14 protein-coding genes are annotated in these 16,921 nt (G+C 34.5%); 3 read left to right on the top strand and 11 right to left on the bottom strand.

Going from position 1 to position 16,921, the window contains the following annotated elements:
• Positions 1–12 precede the first annotated feature (12 nt).
• Complete coding sequence (locus tag H4V97_RS12975) at positions 13–882, bottom strand: diacylglycerol/lipid kinase family protein (RefSeq protein WP_209549920.1); 870 nt, start codon at positions 880–882, stop codon at positions 13–15.
• Between the two features lie 62 nt (positions 883–944).
• Here H4V97_RS12975 and H4V97_RS12970 point away from each other — a divergent pair, with 62 nt between their 5' ends.
• Positions 945–1,910, top strand: coding sequence for an App1 family protein (locus H4V97_RS12970; protein ID WP_196849841.1), 966 nt, complete (start codon positions 945–947; stop codon positions 1,908–1,910).
• A gap of 167 nt (positions 1,911–2,077) precedes the next feature.
• On the opposite strand, the gene H4V97_RS12965 is transcribed toward H4V97_RS12970, so the two are convergent.
• A complete protein-coding gene (locus H4V97_RS12965; protein WP_196849840.1) occupies positions 2,078–3,985 on the bottom strand; it encodes an ABC-F family ATP-binding cassette domain-containing protein in 1,908 nt (635 codons plus the stop codon).
• A 64-nt stretch (positions 3,986–4,049) separates the two neighbouring features.
• Here H4V97_RS12965 and H4V97_RS12960 point away from each other — a divergent pair, with 64 nt between their 5' ends.
• Positions 4,050–4,433: a DUF983 domain-containing protein gene (locus H4V97_RS12960; RefSeq protein ID WP_209549919.1), complete on the top strand. Its 384-nt coding sequence runs from the start codon at positions 4,050–4,052 to the stop codon at positions 4,431–4,433.
• Between the two features lie 2 nt (positions 4,434–4,435).
• Here H4V97_RS12960 and H4V97_RS12955 read toward each other — a convergent pair whose 3' ends face one another.
• The 9 genes from H4V97_RS12955 to H4V97_RS12915 form a co-directional block, all read right to left on the bottom strand.
• Entirely contained in the window at positions 4,436–5,488 is a 1,053-nt protein-coding gene (locus H4V97_RS12955; protein WP_209549918.1) for an NAD(P)/FAD-dependent oxidoreductase, read from the bottom strand.
• A 101-nt stretch (positions 5,489–5,589) separates the two neighbouring features.
• Positions 5,590–6,480 (bottom strand): gliding motility protein GldN, encoded by an 891-nt coding sequence (gene gldN / locus H4V97_RS12950; RefSeq protein ID WP_209550307.1) that lies wholly within the window; start codon positions 6,478–6,480, stop codon positions 5,590–5,592.
• Positions 6,481–6,531: 51 nt separating this feature from the next.
• Positions 6,532–8,079: a gliding motility protein GldM gene (gene gldM, locus H4V97_RS12945; RefSeq protein ID WP_209549917.1), complete on the bottom strand. Its 1,548-nt coding sequence runs from the start codon at positions 8,077–8,079 to the stop codon at positions 6,532–6,534.
• A gap of 45 nt (positions 8,080–8,124) precedes the next feature.
• Complete coding sequence (gene gldL, locus H4V97_RS12940; protein ID WP_196849836.1) at positions 8,125–8,775, bottom strand: gliding motility protein GldL; 651 nt, start codon at positions 8,773–8,775, stop codon at positions 8,125–8,127.
• Positions 8,776–8,825: 50 nt separating this feature from the next.
• Entirely contained in the window at positions 8,826–10,232 is a 1,407-nt protein-coding gene (gene gldK, locus H4V97_RS12935; protein ID WP_209549916.1) for a gliding motility lipoprotein GldK, read from the bottom strand.
• Between the two features lie 127 nt (positions 10,233–10,359).
• Positions 10,360–11,511, bottom strand: coding sequence for a formimidoylglutamase (locus H4V97_RS12930; RefSeq protein WP_209549915.1), 1,152 nt, complete (start codon positions 11,509–11,511; stop codon positions 10,360–10,362).
• A gap of 4 nt (positions 11,512–11,515) precedes the next feature.
• Positions 11,516–14,044 (bottom strand): type I DNA topoisomerase, encoded by a 2,529-nt coding sequence (gene topA / locus H4V97_RS12925; RefSeq protein ID WP_209549914.1) that lies wholly within the window; start codon positions 14,042–14,044, stop codon positions 11,516–11,518.
• Between the two features lie 296 nt (positions 14,045–14,340).
• Positions 14,341–14,490 (bottom strand): hypothetical protein, encoded by a 150-nt coding sequence (locus H4V97_RS12920; RefSeq protein ID WP_196849832.1) that lies wholly within the window; start codon positions 14,488–14,490, stop codon positions 14,341–14,343.
• Between the two features lie 154 nt (positions 14,491–14,644).
• The gene (locus H4V97_RS12915) at positions 14,645–14,872 is read right to left on the bottom strand and encodes a hypothetical protein (protein WP_196849831.1); all 228 of its coding nucleotides are present in this window, start codon (positions 14,870–14,872) and stop codon (positions 14,645–14,647) included.
• Positions 14,873–15,447: 575 nt separating this feature from the next.
• Here H4V97_RS12915 and miaB point away from each other — a divergent pair.
• Positions 15,448–16,893 carry a tRNA (N6-isopentenyl adenosine(37)-C2)-methylthiotransferase MiaB gene (gene miaB / locus H4V97_RS12910; RefSeq protein ID WP_209549913.1) on the top strand — a complete coding sequence of 482 codons (1,446 nt, stop codon included), beginning with the start codon at positions 15,448–15,450 and terminating at the stop codon, positions 16,891–16,893.
• The last annotated feature ends 28 nt before the right edge of the window (positions 16,894–16,921 follow it).

The raw sequence follows: 16,921 nt of genomic DNA, 5'->3' as shown, positions 1-16,921 counted from the left end.
TCAAATAACAAATTACGGTATTGCTACTTTCATCTGTTTGTGTAAAATCTCAACATTGTATTCTGTTTCTGTACCACAATATTCGCCATCCATTTGAAAACTTACCGGGAAATTAGTTTTTATAAATGCTTGATTTGTTGATATTATTTCAACATCATTAGATTCAATTGGCATATTTCCTGTTACGATTTGCCCAAAAACATAAAGATCTAAATTTTTCAAAATTACTAATTCAAATTTTCCATCATTCATTTCTCCGTCAGGATTAATCACGACTCCGGTACCATATTTTTTAGAATTGGCAATTACGATCATTCGTGCAACACAATTTATAGTTTCATCATTGGCAGTTATTGTTGCGGTAAAAGGTCCCTCGAAATCAATTAACGTGTTTACGGCTTGCAAAGCATAACCCCATTTCCCACGAATTGTCGCATTTTCATAGTTTTTAACAAGTTCTGCATTAAGACCTAAATCACTCAAATGCAAACTAATTTTATCATTTATAGTAATTACATCTATTTCCATATAATCATTTTGAAATGCAATTTGAAGATTTTCTTCAGGAGTTAACATCAAATCTAAATCTACAGCTAGACCATTGGCAGAACCCGCAGGCAAAATCCCTAATATCACGTCCTCTTTTTGCATTGCCTCCGAGACCATTTTAATAGTTCCATCACCACCAGCAACAATAATTCTTTCTGGTTTATAACTTAGATAAAGCGCCTGAATGTTGATAATATCGTTTACTCCCGAAGTATTGTAAATCACAAGATTAAGATTTTCTTTCTCCGCAAAAGAAAATGCAGCATCAGTCAGTTCTGATTTATCCAAATCTCCTGAAATAGGATTTACAATCATTATGATATTCTTTCTCAAAATTTAGCTACATTTATTGGTTAAAAACATTTAATTTACAATACTTATCAAAAGTACAATAAATGAAGCCAATTTTAAAATTATATCGCGGGTATGCAAACGAGCAGGAATTAATTGTAATGGGACATGTTTTTAGACCAACGAGTGCAAAAGATTATAATTTTCAGAAAAAAAATTTTAAAAATGCCGCCTCCGTAATCCGGCTATTTAGAGTTAAAACACAAGCAAACGCTGATGTTTATTTAGAGCACAACAATGTGAAGATCCATACTAAAACTTTGAATGACGGCTATTTCAAATTTTGTGTGCCGTTAGACCAATTCACTAAATATGGCTGGATCGATTATTCAGTAAGTATTATTTACAAAAACGAAACAATAGTAACAACAGAAAGTTACATCCGTCCAAATAAAGGAAATTTAGGAATTATATCTGATATTGACGATACCTTTTTAGTGTCGAATACTGAAAATCCATTGATGAAATTATATATTTTATTATTTAAAAATATTGATAAGAGAAAAGTTTTTGAAGATGTTGTCCCTCATTACCAAGCATTGAGTTCAGCCGGAAGAAATAACAAAGAGGAACAAAATGCCTTTTTTTATGTTTCAAGTAGCGAATGGAATCTGTACCGCTTTATTGTGAAATTTACGGAAATTCATCAATTGCCAAGGGCTGTATTATTATTGAAGGATATTAAAACTAGTCTTACTGATTTCTTTATGACTGGAAGAGGCAACCATAATCATAAGTTTGACAAGATCAAACACATTCTGGAATTTTATCCAAATTTGGAATATGTGTTGTTGGGTGATGATTCGCAACATGATCCTTTTTTATACGAAGCTATTTGTAAAATATTTCCAGTCACCGTAAAAGCAGTTTATATTAGACAAACTGGAGAATATAAAAAAGAAAAAGTAGAGACTGTATTGAAAAATCTGGAGAGTTTGCAAGTATCGGTTTGTTATTTCAAAAATAGCAAAGAAGCCATTGCCCACTCAGAAATGATGGGATTGATTTAAAGAAAATCTTGTGTATTCCGATTTTTTTTTAGCCCGGATTGAAGTGGAAATCCTTTTAAGAAAAAAACTATTTTTTGCTGATTTTGCAGAGCGACCGGAGGGAGCTCCTGCAAGGTCTAACAAAAAAAGTTTTTTCTTTGAAAGATTGAAACGTAAAGCTGGATTGGCTACAAATTATCAATTTCTTCCTGAACCAATTCCCATTCCAACAATAATTTATCTAATTCTGCTTTTTTCTTGTTGTAAGCCATGAAAAATTTAGCGTCTTCAATATTTTTATCATAGTTTGAAGCCAGCATTTTATCATCGTTTTGAATGTCTTTTTCCAATTGTTTGATTTGGCTTTCGACTTTACTCAACTTATTTTGCAGTGATTTCCCTTTTTTCTGATCTTCGTAGGAAGCTTTGTTGCTTTCTTTTGGCGCCGAAGCTTTTAGTGCATCCTTTTTCTCGACTTCACGCATATTTTCCATATTGCGTTGTTCCAAGAAATAATTGATATCGCCTAAATATTCTTTTATTTTTTGATCTTTGAATTCATACACCAAATTTGACATGCCTTGCAAGAAATCTCTATCGTGAGAAACCAACAGTAAAGTTCCGCCAAATTTTTGTAAAGCGGCTTTCAAAACATTTTTGGATTTAATGTCCAAGTGATTGGTTGGCTCATCCATCAACAAAACATTTATGGGCTGCAAAAGCAATTTACATAGCGCCAAACGGTTTCTTTCGCCCCCAGAAAGGACTTTTACTTTTTTCTCTACATCATCGCCACGAAATAAGAATGAACCTAGCATATCGCGTACTTTAGAGCGATTGGTATCGGCAGCTGCATCCTCCATCGTTTGTAACAACGTAATTTCACCGTCTAAATATTCGGCTTGATTTTGTGCAAAATACCCCAATTGTACATTATGACCCAGTTTTATGCTTCCTTGGTATTCAAATTCGTCAACAATTGCTTTTATAAACGTTGATTTTCCTTGTCCATTTTGTCCCACGAAAGCAATTTTGCTTCCACGTTCCACTAATAGATTAATGTCTTTCAAGATGGTTTTGTCACCGTAGCTTTTAGTCACATTTTCGGCTTCGACCACTACTCTACCCGGCTCTTTTGAAACAGGAAAAGTGATGTTCATTACTGAATTATCATCTTCATCAACTTCAATGCGCTCTATTTTATCGAGTTTCTTAATCATCGATTGTGCCATGGAAGCTTTGGAAGCTTTGGCGCGGAATTTCTCGATTAATTTCTCGGTTTCTTCAATTTTTTTGGCTTGGTTTTTTTGTGTTGCCAATTGTTTTTCGCGAATTTCATGACGTAATTCTAAATATTCAGAATATGGTTTATTGAAATCGTACGCTTTACCAAGTGAAATTTCGATAGTTCTATTGGTCACATTATCCAAAAACATTTTATCGTGAGAAACGATCACCACAACTCCGGGATAATTGCGCAAGAAACTTTCTAACCAAATGATACTCTCGATATCCAGGTGATTCGTAGGCTCATCCAGCAACAAAACGTCATTGGCCTGCAATAATAATTTGGCTAATTCAATTCGCATTCTCCAACCTCCAGAAAATGTCTCCGTTTGATTGTTGAACACCTCTCTTTTAAACCCCAATCCCAAAAGAATCTTCTCTGTGTCGCCAACATAATTATACCCACCTAATAATTCAAAACGATGTGTGTAGTCGGATAAATCTTCAATTATTTGGCTGTATTCCTCACTTTCATAATCAGTACGGGTCACAAGCAAATGGTTGATTTCTGCCAGTTTTTTTTCTACAATTTTAATATCTGTAAAAGCTTCATACGCTTCTTCAAGAACGGTCCTTCCTTGCTCAAAATCAATATCTTGGCGCAAGAATCCCATTCGAACTTCTTTCTCTTGAGCGATGCTTCCCGAGTCAGGAGCAAAATCCTTTGCTAAAATTTTAAGCATGGTGGATTTTCCAGCACCGTTTTTACCTACGAGACCAACACGGTCTCCAGCACCTAAACGAAAGGTAACTTCTTCAAATAAATAAGAACCGCCAAACGAAACAGATAGATTGTGTATATTGAGCATAATTTGTGATAATGTTACATCGGTAGGGTTTCAAAAACTGTACCTTTGTTAAAAATTTTTGCAAATGTTAAAAAAAGGATCCAAACTAAATAGTATTTTAACAGGAAGTTGTCCTAAATGTCAGAATGAGAGTATGTATTTGGATAAAAATCCGTTACATCTGAGTAAGATTTTAAAAATGCATGAAAATTGCAGCCATTGTGGCTTTAAATATCAAATTGAACCTTCGTTTTTTTATGGTGCAATGTATGTGAGTTACGGATTAAATGTTGCCATTGGAACTGCCGCTTTCATAATCTCCTACGTAATCTTTAAGTCCGACATTAAAGTAGCATTTATCTCAATCATCGTCTCCCTTATCGTTTTATTCCCTTTTGTGTTACGATGGTCTAGGAATATTTACATCAATATGTTTGTTTCTTATGACCCTAAAAGTGGTTTGAAATAATATTATTTTTTGACTTTATTTAAAAACCTTTTTATATCAATCACAATATCTAAAGGTTTTTGAAATTCAATAAATTCAAACAAAGCTTTGGCCATTGAAGGTCCCAGCATAACACCTCTTGTGCCCAAACCATTAAGTAGGTGTACTGTCTTGTAATCTTGATGAGTTCCCACCAATGGTCTTCTGTCTTTGACAGTGGGCCGGACTCCAGCAAAATGGGCTACAATTTCAAATTCACATGCGATAATTTCTTTTATTCTTTCGATTAATTCTGTTTTTCCTTCTTCAGTAGGTAAATCTGTTTTATCTTTCCAATTGTAGGTTGCACCAACTTTGAACAAATCATTTCCAAGAGGAAGAATAAAAACACTAGTATTGACGATTACATCCAATTCTAATTCCGGCGCTTTTATAATAAAAAGCTCTCCTTTTGTTCCGTCCAACGGCAAATTTTTAAAATAAGGATTAGCATGCATCCCAAAACCTTCTGCAAAAACAACATGCCTTGCCTGAATATTTTTATAGCGAATACTATCGTTTCTTATCTGTAAAGCATCATAATCAAATGATTCTTCCTGAAATAACTTTTCCTCAAGAAGATATTCCTTGTACTTTTCCAGCAACAATGCTGTATCCACATAACCTGTTTGCAGTACTTCACCATAACCATACGGGGAATCAATTCCCTTATACTTTTTCGAAATTATTTCAGTAGATAAAAAAGGAGCTAATGCAAATTTATCAGAAGCTGCGAACCAATTATTTTGCTCTTCAATTGAGAAAAATTTCCTCAAAATCGGCTTTTTAAAATCAACTTTACATTTTAGTTTTTCTTCTAAATTAGTATAAAATTCATTCATCAAAAGCAATTGTTCCTGAGCCTGCCATACTTCGCTAAAGCGTTTTAAAATAACAGGGTTGTAAAGTCCCCCGGCAATTTTGGAAGAATTTTGAGAATTATTGTCTAAAACAAAAATGGTTTTGTCATTTTGCAAAGCCGTTTCTGCAAATGATATTCCTGCTAAACCTGATCCAATTATTAAGTAATCTATCATTTGAAGTGGTACCTTTTTTAAAATTATTCAAAGGTAAGGGTATTAAAACAAAAAAACTCTTACCATTACGGTAAGAGTTTTTCGTATTTATCAAATGAAATTTAATAATTCCACATATCCGACTCAAAATTGCGAATTTTTTCTTTCACTCTTTCTGACTCTAACAATTGATTCTGTGCGTTATCTTTCATGTAATCCTTAATCTCTCTATCACCATACATATTTTCTTCTTTATAAATGGTGCTATTAAAACGCCTTGAATTTAGAATTTGATCAAAAGAAATTGGCATCGCTGAATTCTTATCATTGAAAGCTTTTGCCTCATGCAAAACCTCTCTCGCCGATGGAAAAAACACCCAAAATAAATCGATGTAATCTTTCTCATCGCTGTTCATCGTGTAAACATCTGGAGTTACCGGACAAATACCTAGTAAACGATATTTCAATTCACTTTGGCGTTTATCAAAATACCAATATCCTTTAATTTTAAATTGGGTTACATCTTGAGCCGTAAGATCTTGTTTTAAAATATTTTCTGCTGCTACTGCTTGACCAGCATTTATTTGTTCTCTCCCTACATCTGTAGTATCAATACGAGAAAGTGAACCCTGAATGTCTTTTAGAGATTTTTTTGTATTGAAATAACTATCCGTGTAAACTTCAGTGATTTTGCCATTTTTCATCGCTTTAGTAAGCACATCATACAATGAGCGTCTATCCGAACCAATATTTGCAGTATCAATTGGAAAATATAAAGCAAAATTAATTTTTTCGCTTAAGTCAATAATTTCCCAAGTTGTTTTACCCATCAAAACATCTCTATCGTGAACATAACCATATTCTAAAGGTTTGTCATTATCCGAAATAAGTTGTGCAGCGGATTTAAGCCCTATTTGATCCGGGATCTTTGCATTAAGCAAATTAGATTGTGCTACAGATGCAAAACTCCAAGTAACAGAGATAATAGCTATTAAAAAATTTCTTACGTTCATCATGGTTTTCATAATAAGATATTGAAGTAGGTTTTTCTTTAAACGTACTTATTATTGTATTTCAAAAATAACTGGAGCAGTTCTTGGTAATAAATAACTACCTGCACCTACTAGTTTAGTTTTAATTTCAGAAATGGTAACTTGATCACCTCTTCCTACTTTAGAAAGAACTGCTTTACATTGTGCATTCAATTTATTACCTGGAACAACAACTGTAGGCTGGCCAGTAACTTTAAAATTAAATCCAACAACATTTAAACCAACTTCAAAATCAAAATCAACTAATTTTGCTCCAATTGTTGCAATTTCTAAATTTGATTTAGGACCTTTTACCACTCCCATTTCTCCTCTAATTGTTCCAGTAGGACCAGGAATACCTTTAATCCTAAAAGATTTTTTATCAGAAACTTTAGAACCGTCAGGAAGTGTTGCAGTAACATTAATTACTGTTTCTGTTCCTCCACCTGGACTCATGTTATATTTTCCACCACCAGCTGAACTTAATCCAGGAGCAGAAGCTGAAACTTTATCCGCTGAAACTCCTGCAAAAGAGATTGTCATAGGGTTTACAACACCTCTATACACAACATTCATTTTATCTGCAGAGATAGTTGCCGATTTTGGTCTGGCAACAACAACATATTTATCTTTTATAGGCAAACTTACAACCTTACCATTTTCATCAAAATTGAAAGAACCTCCTATTGGGTGTTCCCCAATATTACCTGCTCCAAAAGAGAAATTAGCCTGACCTGCTTGTGCCGCAATACTTGAACCATTTACAATAACCGATTTAGCTTTTAAAGAAGGATCAAATTTACCCAAAATGATTTTTCCCTTTACCGCCTCACCTTGAAAGAAAACAGATTTTTCAAGAACAACTATCGGTTGGTAAGCTGTAAGTGAAGCTGCCGCAACCAAATCCGATTGAAACATCCCAGTCATAACATCACTTTCCGTAGTTTTAATATCCGCTTGCAATTGAGACAATTTTGTAATAGTTGCAATAAGTGGATATCCCTTGTAATTATAATCTATCCAAGGTAATTTTGCACCCGCTTTTTCAGAATAAACTGGATTTGTAGCAAATCTCGCTTCAATTTTTTTCATTTCTGATTCAGCAATTGAACTACCACCAATCTGTTTTATTTGGACTGAAAAGTTATTAACTTTATTCAAAAATTCTTGACCTTCTTTAGAAACTCTATCACCAGTAAAAAACTTTCTATCAATTAAATCCCCTTTATCCATTTGTTCGTAAGGCAAATTCCCTTCAGCGTCTCTAACAAATTTCTTGGTTACATCCGTTTTTAAGTTTTCAATATAATCATTAAACTCTTTGGATACTGCTCTAATCTTCTCTACTTTAATTTTCTTGTCACCAAATTGACCTGGTTGATCTACAGCTTTCTGAGACAATTGCTCAAAGGAAGATTGATTTCTAGTATCTGTAATAGAGTTCGACTCTACAATTTTAATGTTTAAAATCCCAAAAGCCGATAAGACTTCTTTGGACATATTTAATGCTAACATTGCGATAAAAACCAAGTACATTAGGTTAATCATCTTCTGTCTAGGGGTTTGTTTTCCTCCTGCCATATTTTCTACTAATTAGTTTATTGTTTTTATATAGTTCGAAACTAATTATCCTTTATTATTCATTGCAGAAAGCATTCCACCATACACATTGTTAAGTGATGAAAGGTTAGAAGTCAAAGATTGCATTTGGTCTTTTAATTTTAAATTATTTTCAGCAACTTCTTCATTTATTTGTGCATTTCTTGAAGCACTTTGCAATTGGATTTTATATAAGCTATTCAAAGATTCCATTTGTGCCGCAGCCAAAGTTAATTCTTCGCTATATTTTTTTGTAGAATTTATAGAATCTACGGTTGGCGCAATACCTTTAGCAGCTGATTCGAAATTTTTAATACTGCTACCTAAACTAGCCATTAATTCACCATCAATTTTAGCGTCTTTTAACATAGCATCTAATTTTTGAGACAATAAGCCTTGAGCATCTGAAGGAGTTTCAACTTTTTTCTTCGGAGCTGCACCTTTAACACCATTAGCCAATTCAGGATAAACCAAAGTCCAATCTAAATCGTCATCAACAGGTTCAAATGCAGAAAGAGCAAAAATTGCAGCCTCAACAACCAATCCAATGGTTAACATTAAATTTCCAGTAATAACCCCAAATTCAAGGTGTGTAATTTTGAATAATGCTCCAATAATTACAACTGCCGCTCCCATCCCGTAAGCGAAATTCATTGTTTTTTTGCTAAGTAATGCCATAATGTTTTTTTTTAAAGATTTATTTGATAGATTTGAATTGGTCAGTTTATTTATTTTTTCTTTGCACCGTTTCCAGTAGTTTGCAATCCCATGTAATCTTGAACAGTTCTAAAGCCAATAAAACTTCTTGCAGAATCAGCATATTCAAAATCTCTGGTACTTACTTGTAGGAAATAAGCAACATCTTTCCAAGAACCGCCACGAACTACTTTACGTTTGTTTGACGCATCCAAAACATTTGGATTCATTGAAGAAACATATTCGTAAGCATTTGGATCATAAGACGAATCCGTCCACTCAGAAACATTTCCAGCCATGTTATAAAGACCGTAACCATTTGGCTCATACGACTTCGCCTCCACTGTATATAAGGCCTGATCGGCAGCGTAATCTCCTCTATTTGGTTTGAAATTTGCTAAGAAACAGCCTCTATCGTTTTTAGTATAAGGACCTCCCCAAGGATATGTAGCAGATTCTAATCCACCTCTAGCGGAATATTCCCATTCTGCTTCAGTAGGCAATCTAAAAGAATTTATCAATTCACGACCTTTCTTTTTAGATTTTATGTACGTGTTTTTATTTAAAGTTCTCCATGCACAAAATGCTTTAGCTTGTGTCCATTTAACTCCAACAACAGGGTAATCTCCGTATGCTTTATGCCAGAAATAGTCATTATGCATTGGCTCATTGTACGAGTAAGCAAAATCTTTTATCCAAACAGTTGTGTCAGGATAAACATTCACTTCTTCTGTTTTTATGAAATCTTTTCTTTTTCCAACTTTTGCTTTAGCTGCAGCTTGAATATCCATCCAAGAATAACGAAATTTTAATTTATTAACATCAATAGTACGCAATCCATTATAAGAAGCTTCTATAGGCAAATACATAGAATCCATTACTTCACTGTAATACTCATCTGGATACAACTTAGTATCTTTAATAAGTTTTACTTTTTTGTTTAATTTCCTTCCAGCGTAAGGATCATCAGCCGTTCCTACGCTATAGTAGTTATCATACATATATTTGTCGTAAGCAGTCATTTTTTCAGGATCAGAATCATTAAACGCAAAATCGCCAATACTACCGGCGTTTTTACCTTTACCCTTTCCATCTCCTGCTTTTTGTCCACTTTCGTCAGCAAGAATTGCCAAACGAACTCTCATCGTAGAATCTTTTACCCATTCTACGAATTGACGGTATTCACTATTTGTGATTTCAGTTTCATCCATGTAGAAAGAACGAACAGTAACCGTTTTAGTAGGCGCGTCCTGAACATCAGCTAAATCGTCATCCGATTTACCCATTATAAAAGCACCACCAGGCACTAAAGTCATACCATAAGGTTTCTCAGGATGCCATTTTCCTCCAGCCGCACCAACTAATTCCCCTTTATCGCTTGATTTACCACAGCTAATTAACAAGGTCAAAATTGCCGTAAATGCAATGAACTTCTTCATATAAATTTGGATTATCTATTCATTATTTTTAAGTGTGTAAACCTATTTATTATTTATTTAAAAAACAATTTTTTCACACTAAACAAGTTGTTTTTTATTAAATATCTTCTTTAAAGCCCCAAAAAACCTATAATATGTTTTTCCTTTGGGCTTTCCACCATCTTTCTGGCAATTCTTGATTACATGCCAACAAATATTCGTCGTAAGAACATGGTAATAACGTATTTCTTTTTAGTTTATTACTTCCATTCGAAATAAAAGGAATTTCTATCCACCAACGGTCCGTTTTGTCACTTTTATAGAAAACAAGTTCTTCCTCTTCCAGTGGAACTATGTACTTAATATAATTGTCTCTGCTTCCAAAAGGATATTCATAAGAACGATAATGAAAACCCTCAATAAAATACCATATAATTTGCGCTATTATCGCTGATTCTTGTGCTGAATTATTATGATTAAATATCCCAAACAAAGATACTTTATCACTTATTCCTGCATATCTAGCCAAAGAACAAATCTCTTTTCCATTAAATCCATTAGGTGTAAACGAAATGAAATTTCCTGAATCTGAGGATTTAACAGCACTCAAATCAATACTCACCAAATCCGCATCTCTAAAAACAGGCTCGGAAAGAGAAATATTATTAGATATTTCTCCCAATCGGTACCCATCAAAAAATAATTTTTCAATCAGATCAATTTCCTCTTGGGAATTATAATAGGTTTGATAACCAATATTACAGTAATTAAACAGATTATTAGGTTCGTCAATAATTATTTTTGTCAAATAAGAAGAGGCCGAAACTTCTTCACTTTCTTTTCCAAAATCAAACTTATTATCAATAGAAACCATGTTAACCATCTGCTCCAAATCATCATATGCCCTATAAAGTGCATAGGTTAAATCTTGAGAACCACCAATGACGATAGGGATGATTTTTTTCTTGATTAAACTTGCAACTACTTTTTTTACTGCAAAATAAGTGTCTTCAATAGAATTCCCAGCCAGAATATCTCCTAAATCAGCTATCGAAGTATCCCAATTGCCAGGAAACAATCCATACAATTCTTTTCTTACCGGTATTAAATCGATATCTGAAATCGCATTTTTATCGCCCCGGTTTTCAAAAACGCCAATAATGGCAATTTTAATTTTATTTAAATCCGGAAATTGTTCGTTCGTGTGCAAAACAATTTTACTTCCCAATTGCTGGGAAGTCGATCCATTTATATAATGTAGGATTTCATTGTCTATCGGCCTTAGAAAATCAAATTCCATTTAATTATTTTTTTGCAACTGGTTTCTTAACTACTGCTTTTTTCGCAACCGCTTTCTTTGCCGGCGCCTTTTTTGCAGCCACTTTTTTAGCGGGCGTTTTCTTGGCAATCATTTCTTGAACTTCTGCTAATGTCAATTTTGTAGCATCGACATCTTTACTCAATTCAATTTTGATTTTTCCTTTGGTAATAACGGAACGACCCCAACGGGCTTTTTCCACCAAAATTCCTTCATCTTCCCAATTATGCAAAACCTTATCAATATTTTTCTGCAATTTATCTTCAATCAAAGCTTCAACATCTAATTGTGATAAATTATCAAAATCATATTTCTTACTTACATTGATAAACAAACCGTCCCATTTGATAAAAGGACCAAAACGACCAACACCTTTTTGCACTCCTTCGCCTTTATAAATAGCGATAGGCGCATCGGCAATTGCTTTTTCATCGATTAGTTCCTTTGCTCTTTCGAAATCTACATCTAGTGGATTTTCTCCTTTCGGCAAAGAAACAAAAGCTGCTCCATGACGAATGTAAGGGCCAAAACGACCATTACTCACCTCTACTTCTTCATCTTTGTAATTTCCAAGATTTTTTGGCAACAAAAATAAATTCAGCGTTTCCTCCAATGTGATGTTCCCAATATTTTGATCTGCCATTAAACTGGCAAATTTTTTCTCTTCATCATCCGCAGCTCCAATTTGAGCCATCGGTCCAAATTTTCCTAAACGAACCGAAACTGGTTTCCCTGTTTTTGGATCTGTTCCCAGAATTCTTTCTCCACTTTCTCGCTCCGCATTGGCTTCCACATCTTTCACATTTGGATGAAATTGATCGTAGAATTCCTGCATCATTTTTGTCCAAACGATATTTCCTTCTGCAATTTCATCAAAATCCTGTTCCACTTTGGCAGTGAAATTATAATCTAATATATTCCCGAAATTCTTCACTAAGAAATCCGTTACAATAGTTCCAATATCTGTAGGAACTAATTTTCCTTTATCAGAACCTGTATTTTCTTTCAACAACTTTTCTCCTACTTTTCCAGATTGCAAAGTAAGTTGCGTATAATTACGTTCCTGACCGTCAAGATTTCCTTTCTCAACATAATTTCTGTTGATAATGGTAGAAATCGTTGGCGCATAAGTAGAAGGACGACCGATTCCCAATTCTTCTAATTTTTTTACTAAAGAAGCCTCCGTATATCTTGCAGCTGCACGAGAATATCTCTCGGTAGCCGTGATGTAATTGTTTCCTAATTTCTCATTGACTTTCATCGCCGGCAACATTCCTTCTTGCTCCTCTTCATCGTCATCATGACCTTCCAAATACACTTTCAAGAATCCTTCAAAAAGCAAAACTTCTCCAGATGCCGTGAATATTTCACCGTGATTATTTGCTTCAATTTTCACGTTTGTGCGTTCCAATTGCGCATCACTCATTTGCGAAGCTAAGGTTCTTTTCCAAATCAAATCATACAACCGCGCTTGGTCTCTGTCGATATCTACCGTATGACGTGACATATCCGTAGGCCGAATCGCCTCGTGTGCTTCCTGCGCTCCTTTGCTTTTATTCACGAAAGTCCGAGGTTTTGAAAACTCTTTTCCGTAGGATTTGATGATTTCTGCTTGAGCAGCATCCATCGCATCTTTCGACAAGTTCACACTATCCGTTCTCATATAAGTAATAAGTCCAGCTTCGTATAAACGTTGTGCGAGTTGCATCGTAATACCAACCGGCAAATACAATTTTCTAGCCGCTTCTTGTTGTAAAGTCGAAGTGGTAAAAGGTCCTGTTGGTGATTTTTTGGTAGGTTTAGTTTCTAAATCTGCTACCTTATATGTAGAACCGATATTTTTATTTAAAAAATCCTCGGCTTCTTTTTTTGTATTGAAATTCTTCGGCAGTTTTGCTTTGAATGCTTTTCCTGCTTCGTTAGTGAATTCTGCTACAATAGAATAAGTAGCGACAGCTTTGAAATTTTGAATTTCGCGTTCACGCTCCACAATCAATCGAACAGAAACGGATTGCACACGTCCGGCAGACAAACCTCCTTTTATTTTCCTCCATAAAACAGGAGACAATTCATAACCTACTAATCTATCAAGAACTCTTCGCGCCTGTTGTGCGTTGACTAAATTATAATCGATTTCACGTGGATTATCAATCGCTTTTAGAATCGCTGTTTTCGTAATTTCGTGAAAAACAATTCGTTTTGTTTTGGCCGGATTTAATTTTAATTCTTCGGCAAGATGCCAAGAAATAGCTTCCCCCTCGCGATCCTCATCACTTGCTAACCAAACCATTTCGGCATTCTTGGCTAACGTCTTTAATTTGGAAACCAACGCTTTTTTATCAGCAGAAACTTCATATTTAGGTTTAAAACCATTTTCTACATCTACCCCAATTTCTTTGGAAGGCAAGTCGGCAATATGCCCATAACTTGACTCCACTTGGAAATCACTTCCCAGAAATTTTTCAATTGTTTTTGCCTTTGCAGGTGACTCAACTATAACTAAATTCTTTGCCATGTCCCGATTGTTTATGTCGGCAAAAGTATATGATTTTTTTAAATTTTGAGTTTTTTAAATTTTAAAAGTCAAATTTCTCGTTGAAATGCACAAAATGCAAGCTCGATAAATATAATTTTAAACACTTTAAAACAGGAAAATAGACGCTCATTTTATCGTCCGTATTAAACTCACGAAGATCAACAAATAGATTAAATGTGTTTTGGGCGCGCCCGCAAGGGTCGGGCTATTCGCTGCAATCTTATTTTGGCTAAAAAGCCTAAATAAGGATTTCCGCTTCTATCCCTCGCGCAAAATCAACTCAACAATACTATTAATTCAGGAAAACCAACACCTTCAGGATCTTTTAGGTCTATAGCTATAATTTGAAACAATAGTTTATTACTGATTAAAGCCAATTCACTAGTCAGCCTTCCGGAAATGAAATCTTTTTTTTGCCATTCCATTAACGAAATAAAAGATTAAAACATTACGCATGCTTTTAATTACCTTAGCTAGTTCCCATCCAAAATATAAACAGCTATAAATGCACTATTTAAAGTGTCATTTATACCTGTTATTAAATGAAGAACCGTACTCATTGAACAGAGTACCTTCTCACTACTTGCTGCTATTTCCCCTTAAAAGAGCTACTATTATTATGATAAAAACTGCACCACCTACAACCAAAATCCATGGTTGCGCATACCAATCGCTTCCGCCTTTATCCACATTCAAATTTACATCTACTGTTTTATCTTGTGCCCATAGAATACTTTGAGAAAAGAAAAGTGCTGCGATTGCTAAATACTTTTTTGATGTTGCGCTAATGTCTAATAATTGTTTCATATTGAAAAAGTTTTAAATTAATGATTATTATATTGTTAATGGTTTTACTATTACAAATATAATATTATTTTTTTGCGATTATATTACACAATTAAACAAAAAGTTTATACAATTCATGTTTTTTTAACTTAAAACCCTGCATATATGATTAAATAAAAAGCAGATTTTCCAAAGCAGATTTTCCACTTTTTCCACCGCAAAATGTTTTACTCCGATCATTTTAATCATTTCATATAGTAATTAATGTGGTTTTAGTGATTGTTCTGAATTCACGATTTCAGACTTTTAATCTCTAGCTGGTAAATAATTTTACCACTGCCGCGATTGAAGTGAAAATCCCAAAGTAAAAAAAAGTTTTATTTTCTTGTTCTAAAAATGCAACCGCAAGAAGCTCTTTTTGTAACTTTAGAAACTGTACTTTTTTTGCTCTGGTATTGTAATCTCGTCTTATGGACTAGACGGGAAACAACTCTTAAAATACAACTGCGCAGAATGCCTAAAACAATGTTAAATCTTAGTCTGACATCTTGTCATATTTATTGGAATTGCGTTATCTTTGCACTTTAAATTAAGTAATGGAGAAGATTATTGAAGAAAGCAAACAAGGCGAAAGTCTCGTTCTAGAACATAAACCCGAGAATACAAAGAAACTTTTTATCGAGAGTTACGGCTGTGCAATGAATTTTTCGGACAGTGAAATTGTAGCTTCTATATTATCCGGAAACGGATATAATACGACGCAAATTCTGGAAGAAGCCGATTTAGTTTTGGTGAATACCTGCTCGATTCGCGACAAAGCAGAGCAAACGATTCGTAAACGTTTAGAAAAATACAATGCTGTAAAACGTATTAATCCAAAGATGAAAGTTGGGGTTTTGGGTTGTATGGCAGAACGATTGAAAGACAAATTCCTAGAAGAAGAAAAAATTGTAGACCTTGTTGTAGGTCCTGATGCCTATAAAGATTTACCGAACTTATTGGCGGAAGTCGAGGAAGGACGCGATGCCATCAACGTGATTTTGTCGAAAGATGAAACCTATGGTGATATATCGCCGGTTCGATTGATGAGCAACGGAATTACGGCATTGGTTTCTATCACGCGTGGTTGTGATAATATGTGTACGTTTTGCGTGGTGCCTTTTACCCGCGGACGGGAGCGCAGCCGGGAACCACAAAGTATAATGAAGGAAATTCAGGATTTATGGGATAAAGGTTTTAAGGAAATTACCCTTTTAGGTCAAAATGTCGATAGTTATTTGTGGTACGGTGGCGGATTGAAGAAAGATTTCGAAAATGCCTCTGAAATGCAAAAAGCTACTGCAGTTGATTTTGACCAATTACTAGAAATGGTAGCGGTTGGTTTTCCAAAAATGAGAATCCGATTTTCGACATCCAATCCTCAGGATATGCACGAAAGCATTTTGCATGTTATCGCTAAACATCCAAATATTTGCAAGCACATTCACTTACCGGTACAATCAGGAAGCAATAGAATCTTGAAGGAAATGAACCGTTTGCATACGCGCGAAGAATACATGACTTTGATTGATAAAATTAGAAGCATTGTTCCCAATGGTTCTATTTCGCAGGATATGATATCGGGTTTTCCTACCGAAACGGAGGAAGATCATCAAGATACGTTGAGTTTGATGGAATATGTGAAATATAATTTTGGTTATATGTATTCGTATTCAGAACGCCCGGGAACTTTGGCAGGAAGAAAAATGGAAGATGATGTTACGGAAGAAACCAAAGCCAGAAGATTGCAGGAAATTGTCGATTTACAGCAAAAACATGCTTGGTTGCGTTCTGAGGAATTCATCGGGCAAACGGTTGAAGTTTTGGTAGAGAAAGTTTCAAAAAAATCAACTGAAGAATTTTCCGGAAGGAATTCACAAAGTATCACTGTGGTTTTCCCAAAAGAAAATTATAAAATTGGGGATTTTGTGAATGTAAAAATTATAAGTTGCACTTCAGGCACACTTAAAGGTTTGGCTGTTGGATTATCTGAAATGAATTAAAAAAGTGTAAAGTTTAAAGTTTAAAGTT

Origin of the sequence: Flavobacterium sp. CG_23.5, from assembly GCF_017875765.1 — a bacterium.
In the GTDB taxonomy this organism is placed as follows: Bacteria; Bacteroidota; Bacteroidia; order Flavobacteriales; family Flavobacteriaceae; genus Flavobacterium.
The sequence above is the reverse complement of the archived record's forward strand: the minus strand, read 5'-3'. Positions and strand labels throughout refer to the sequence as shown.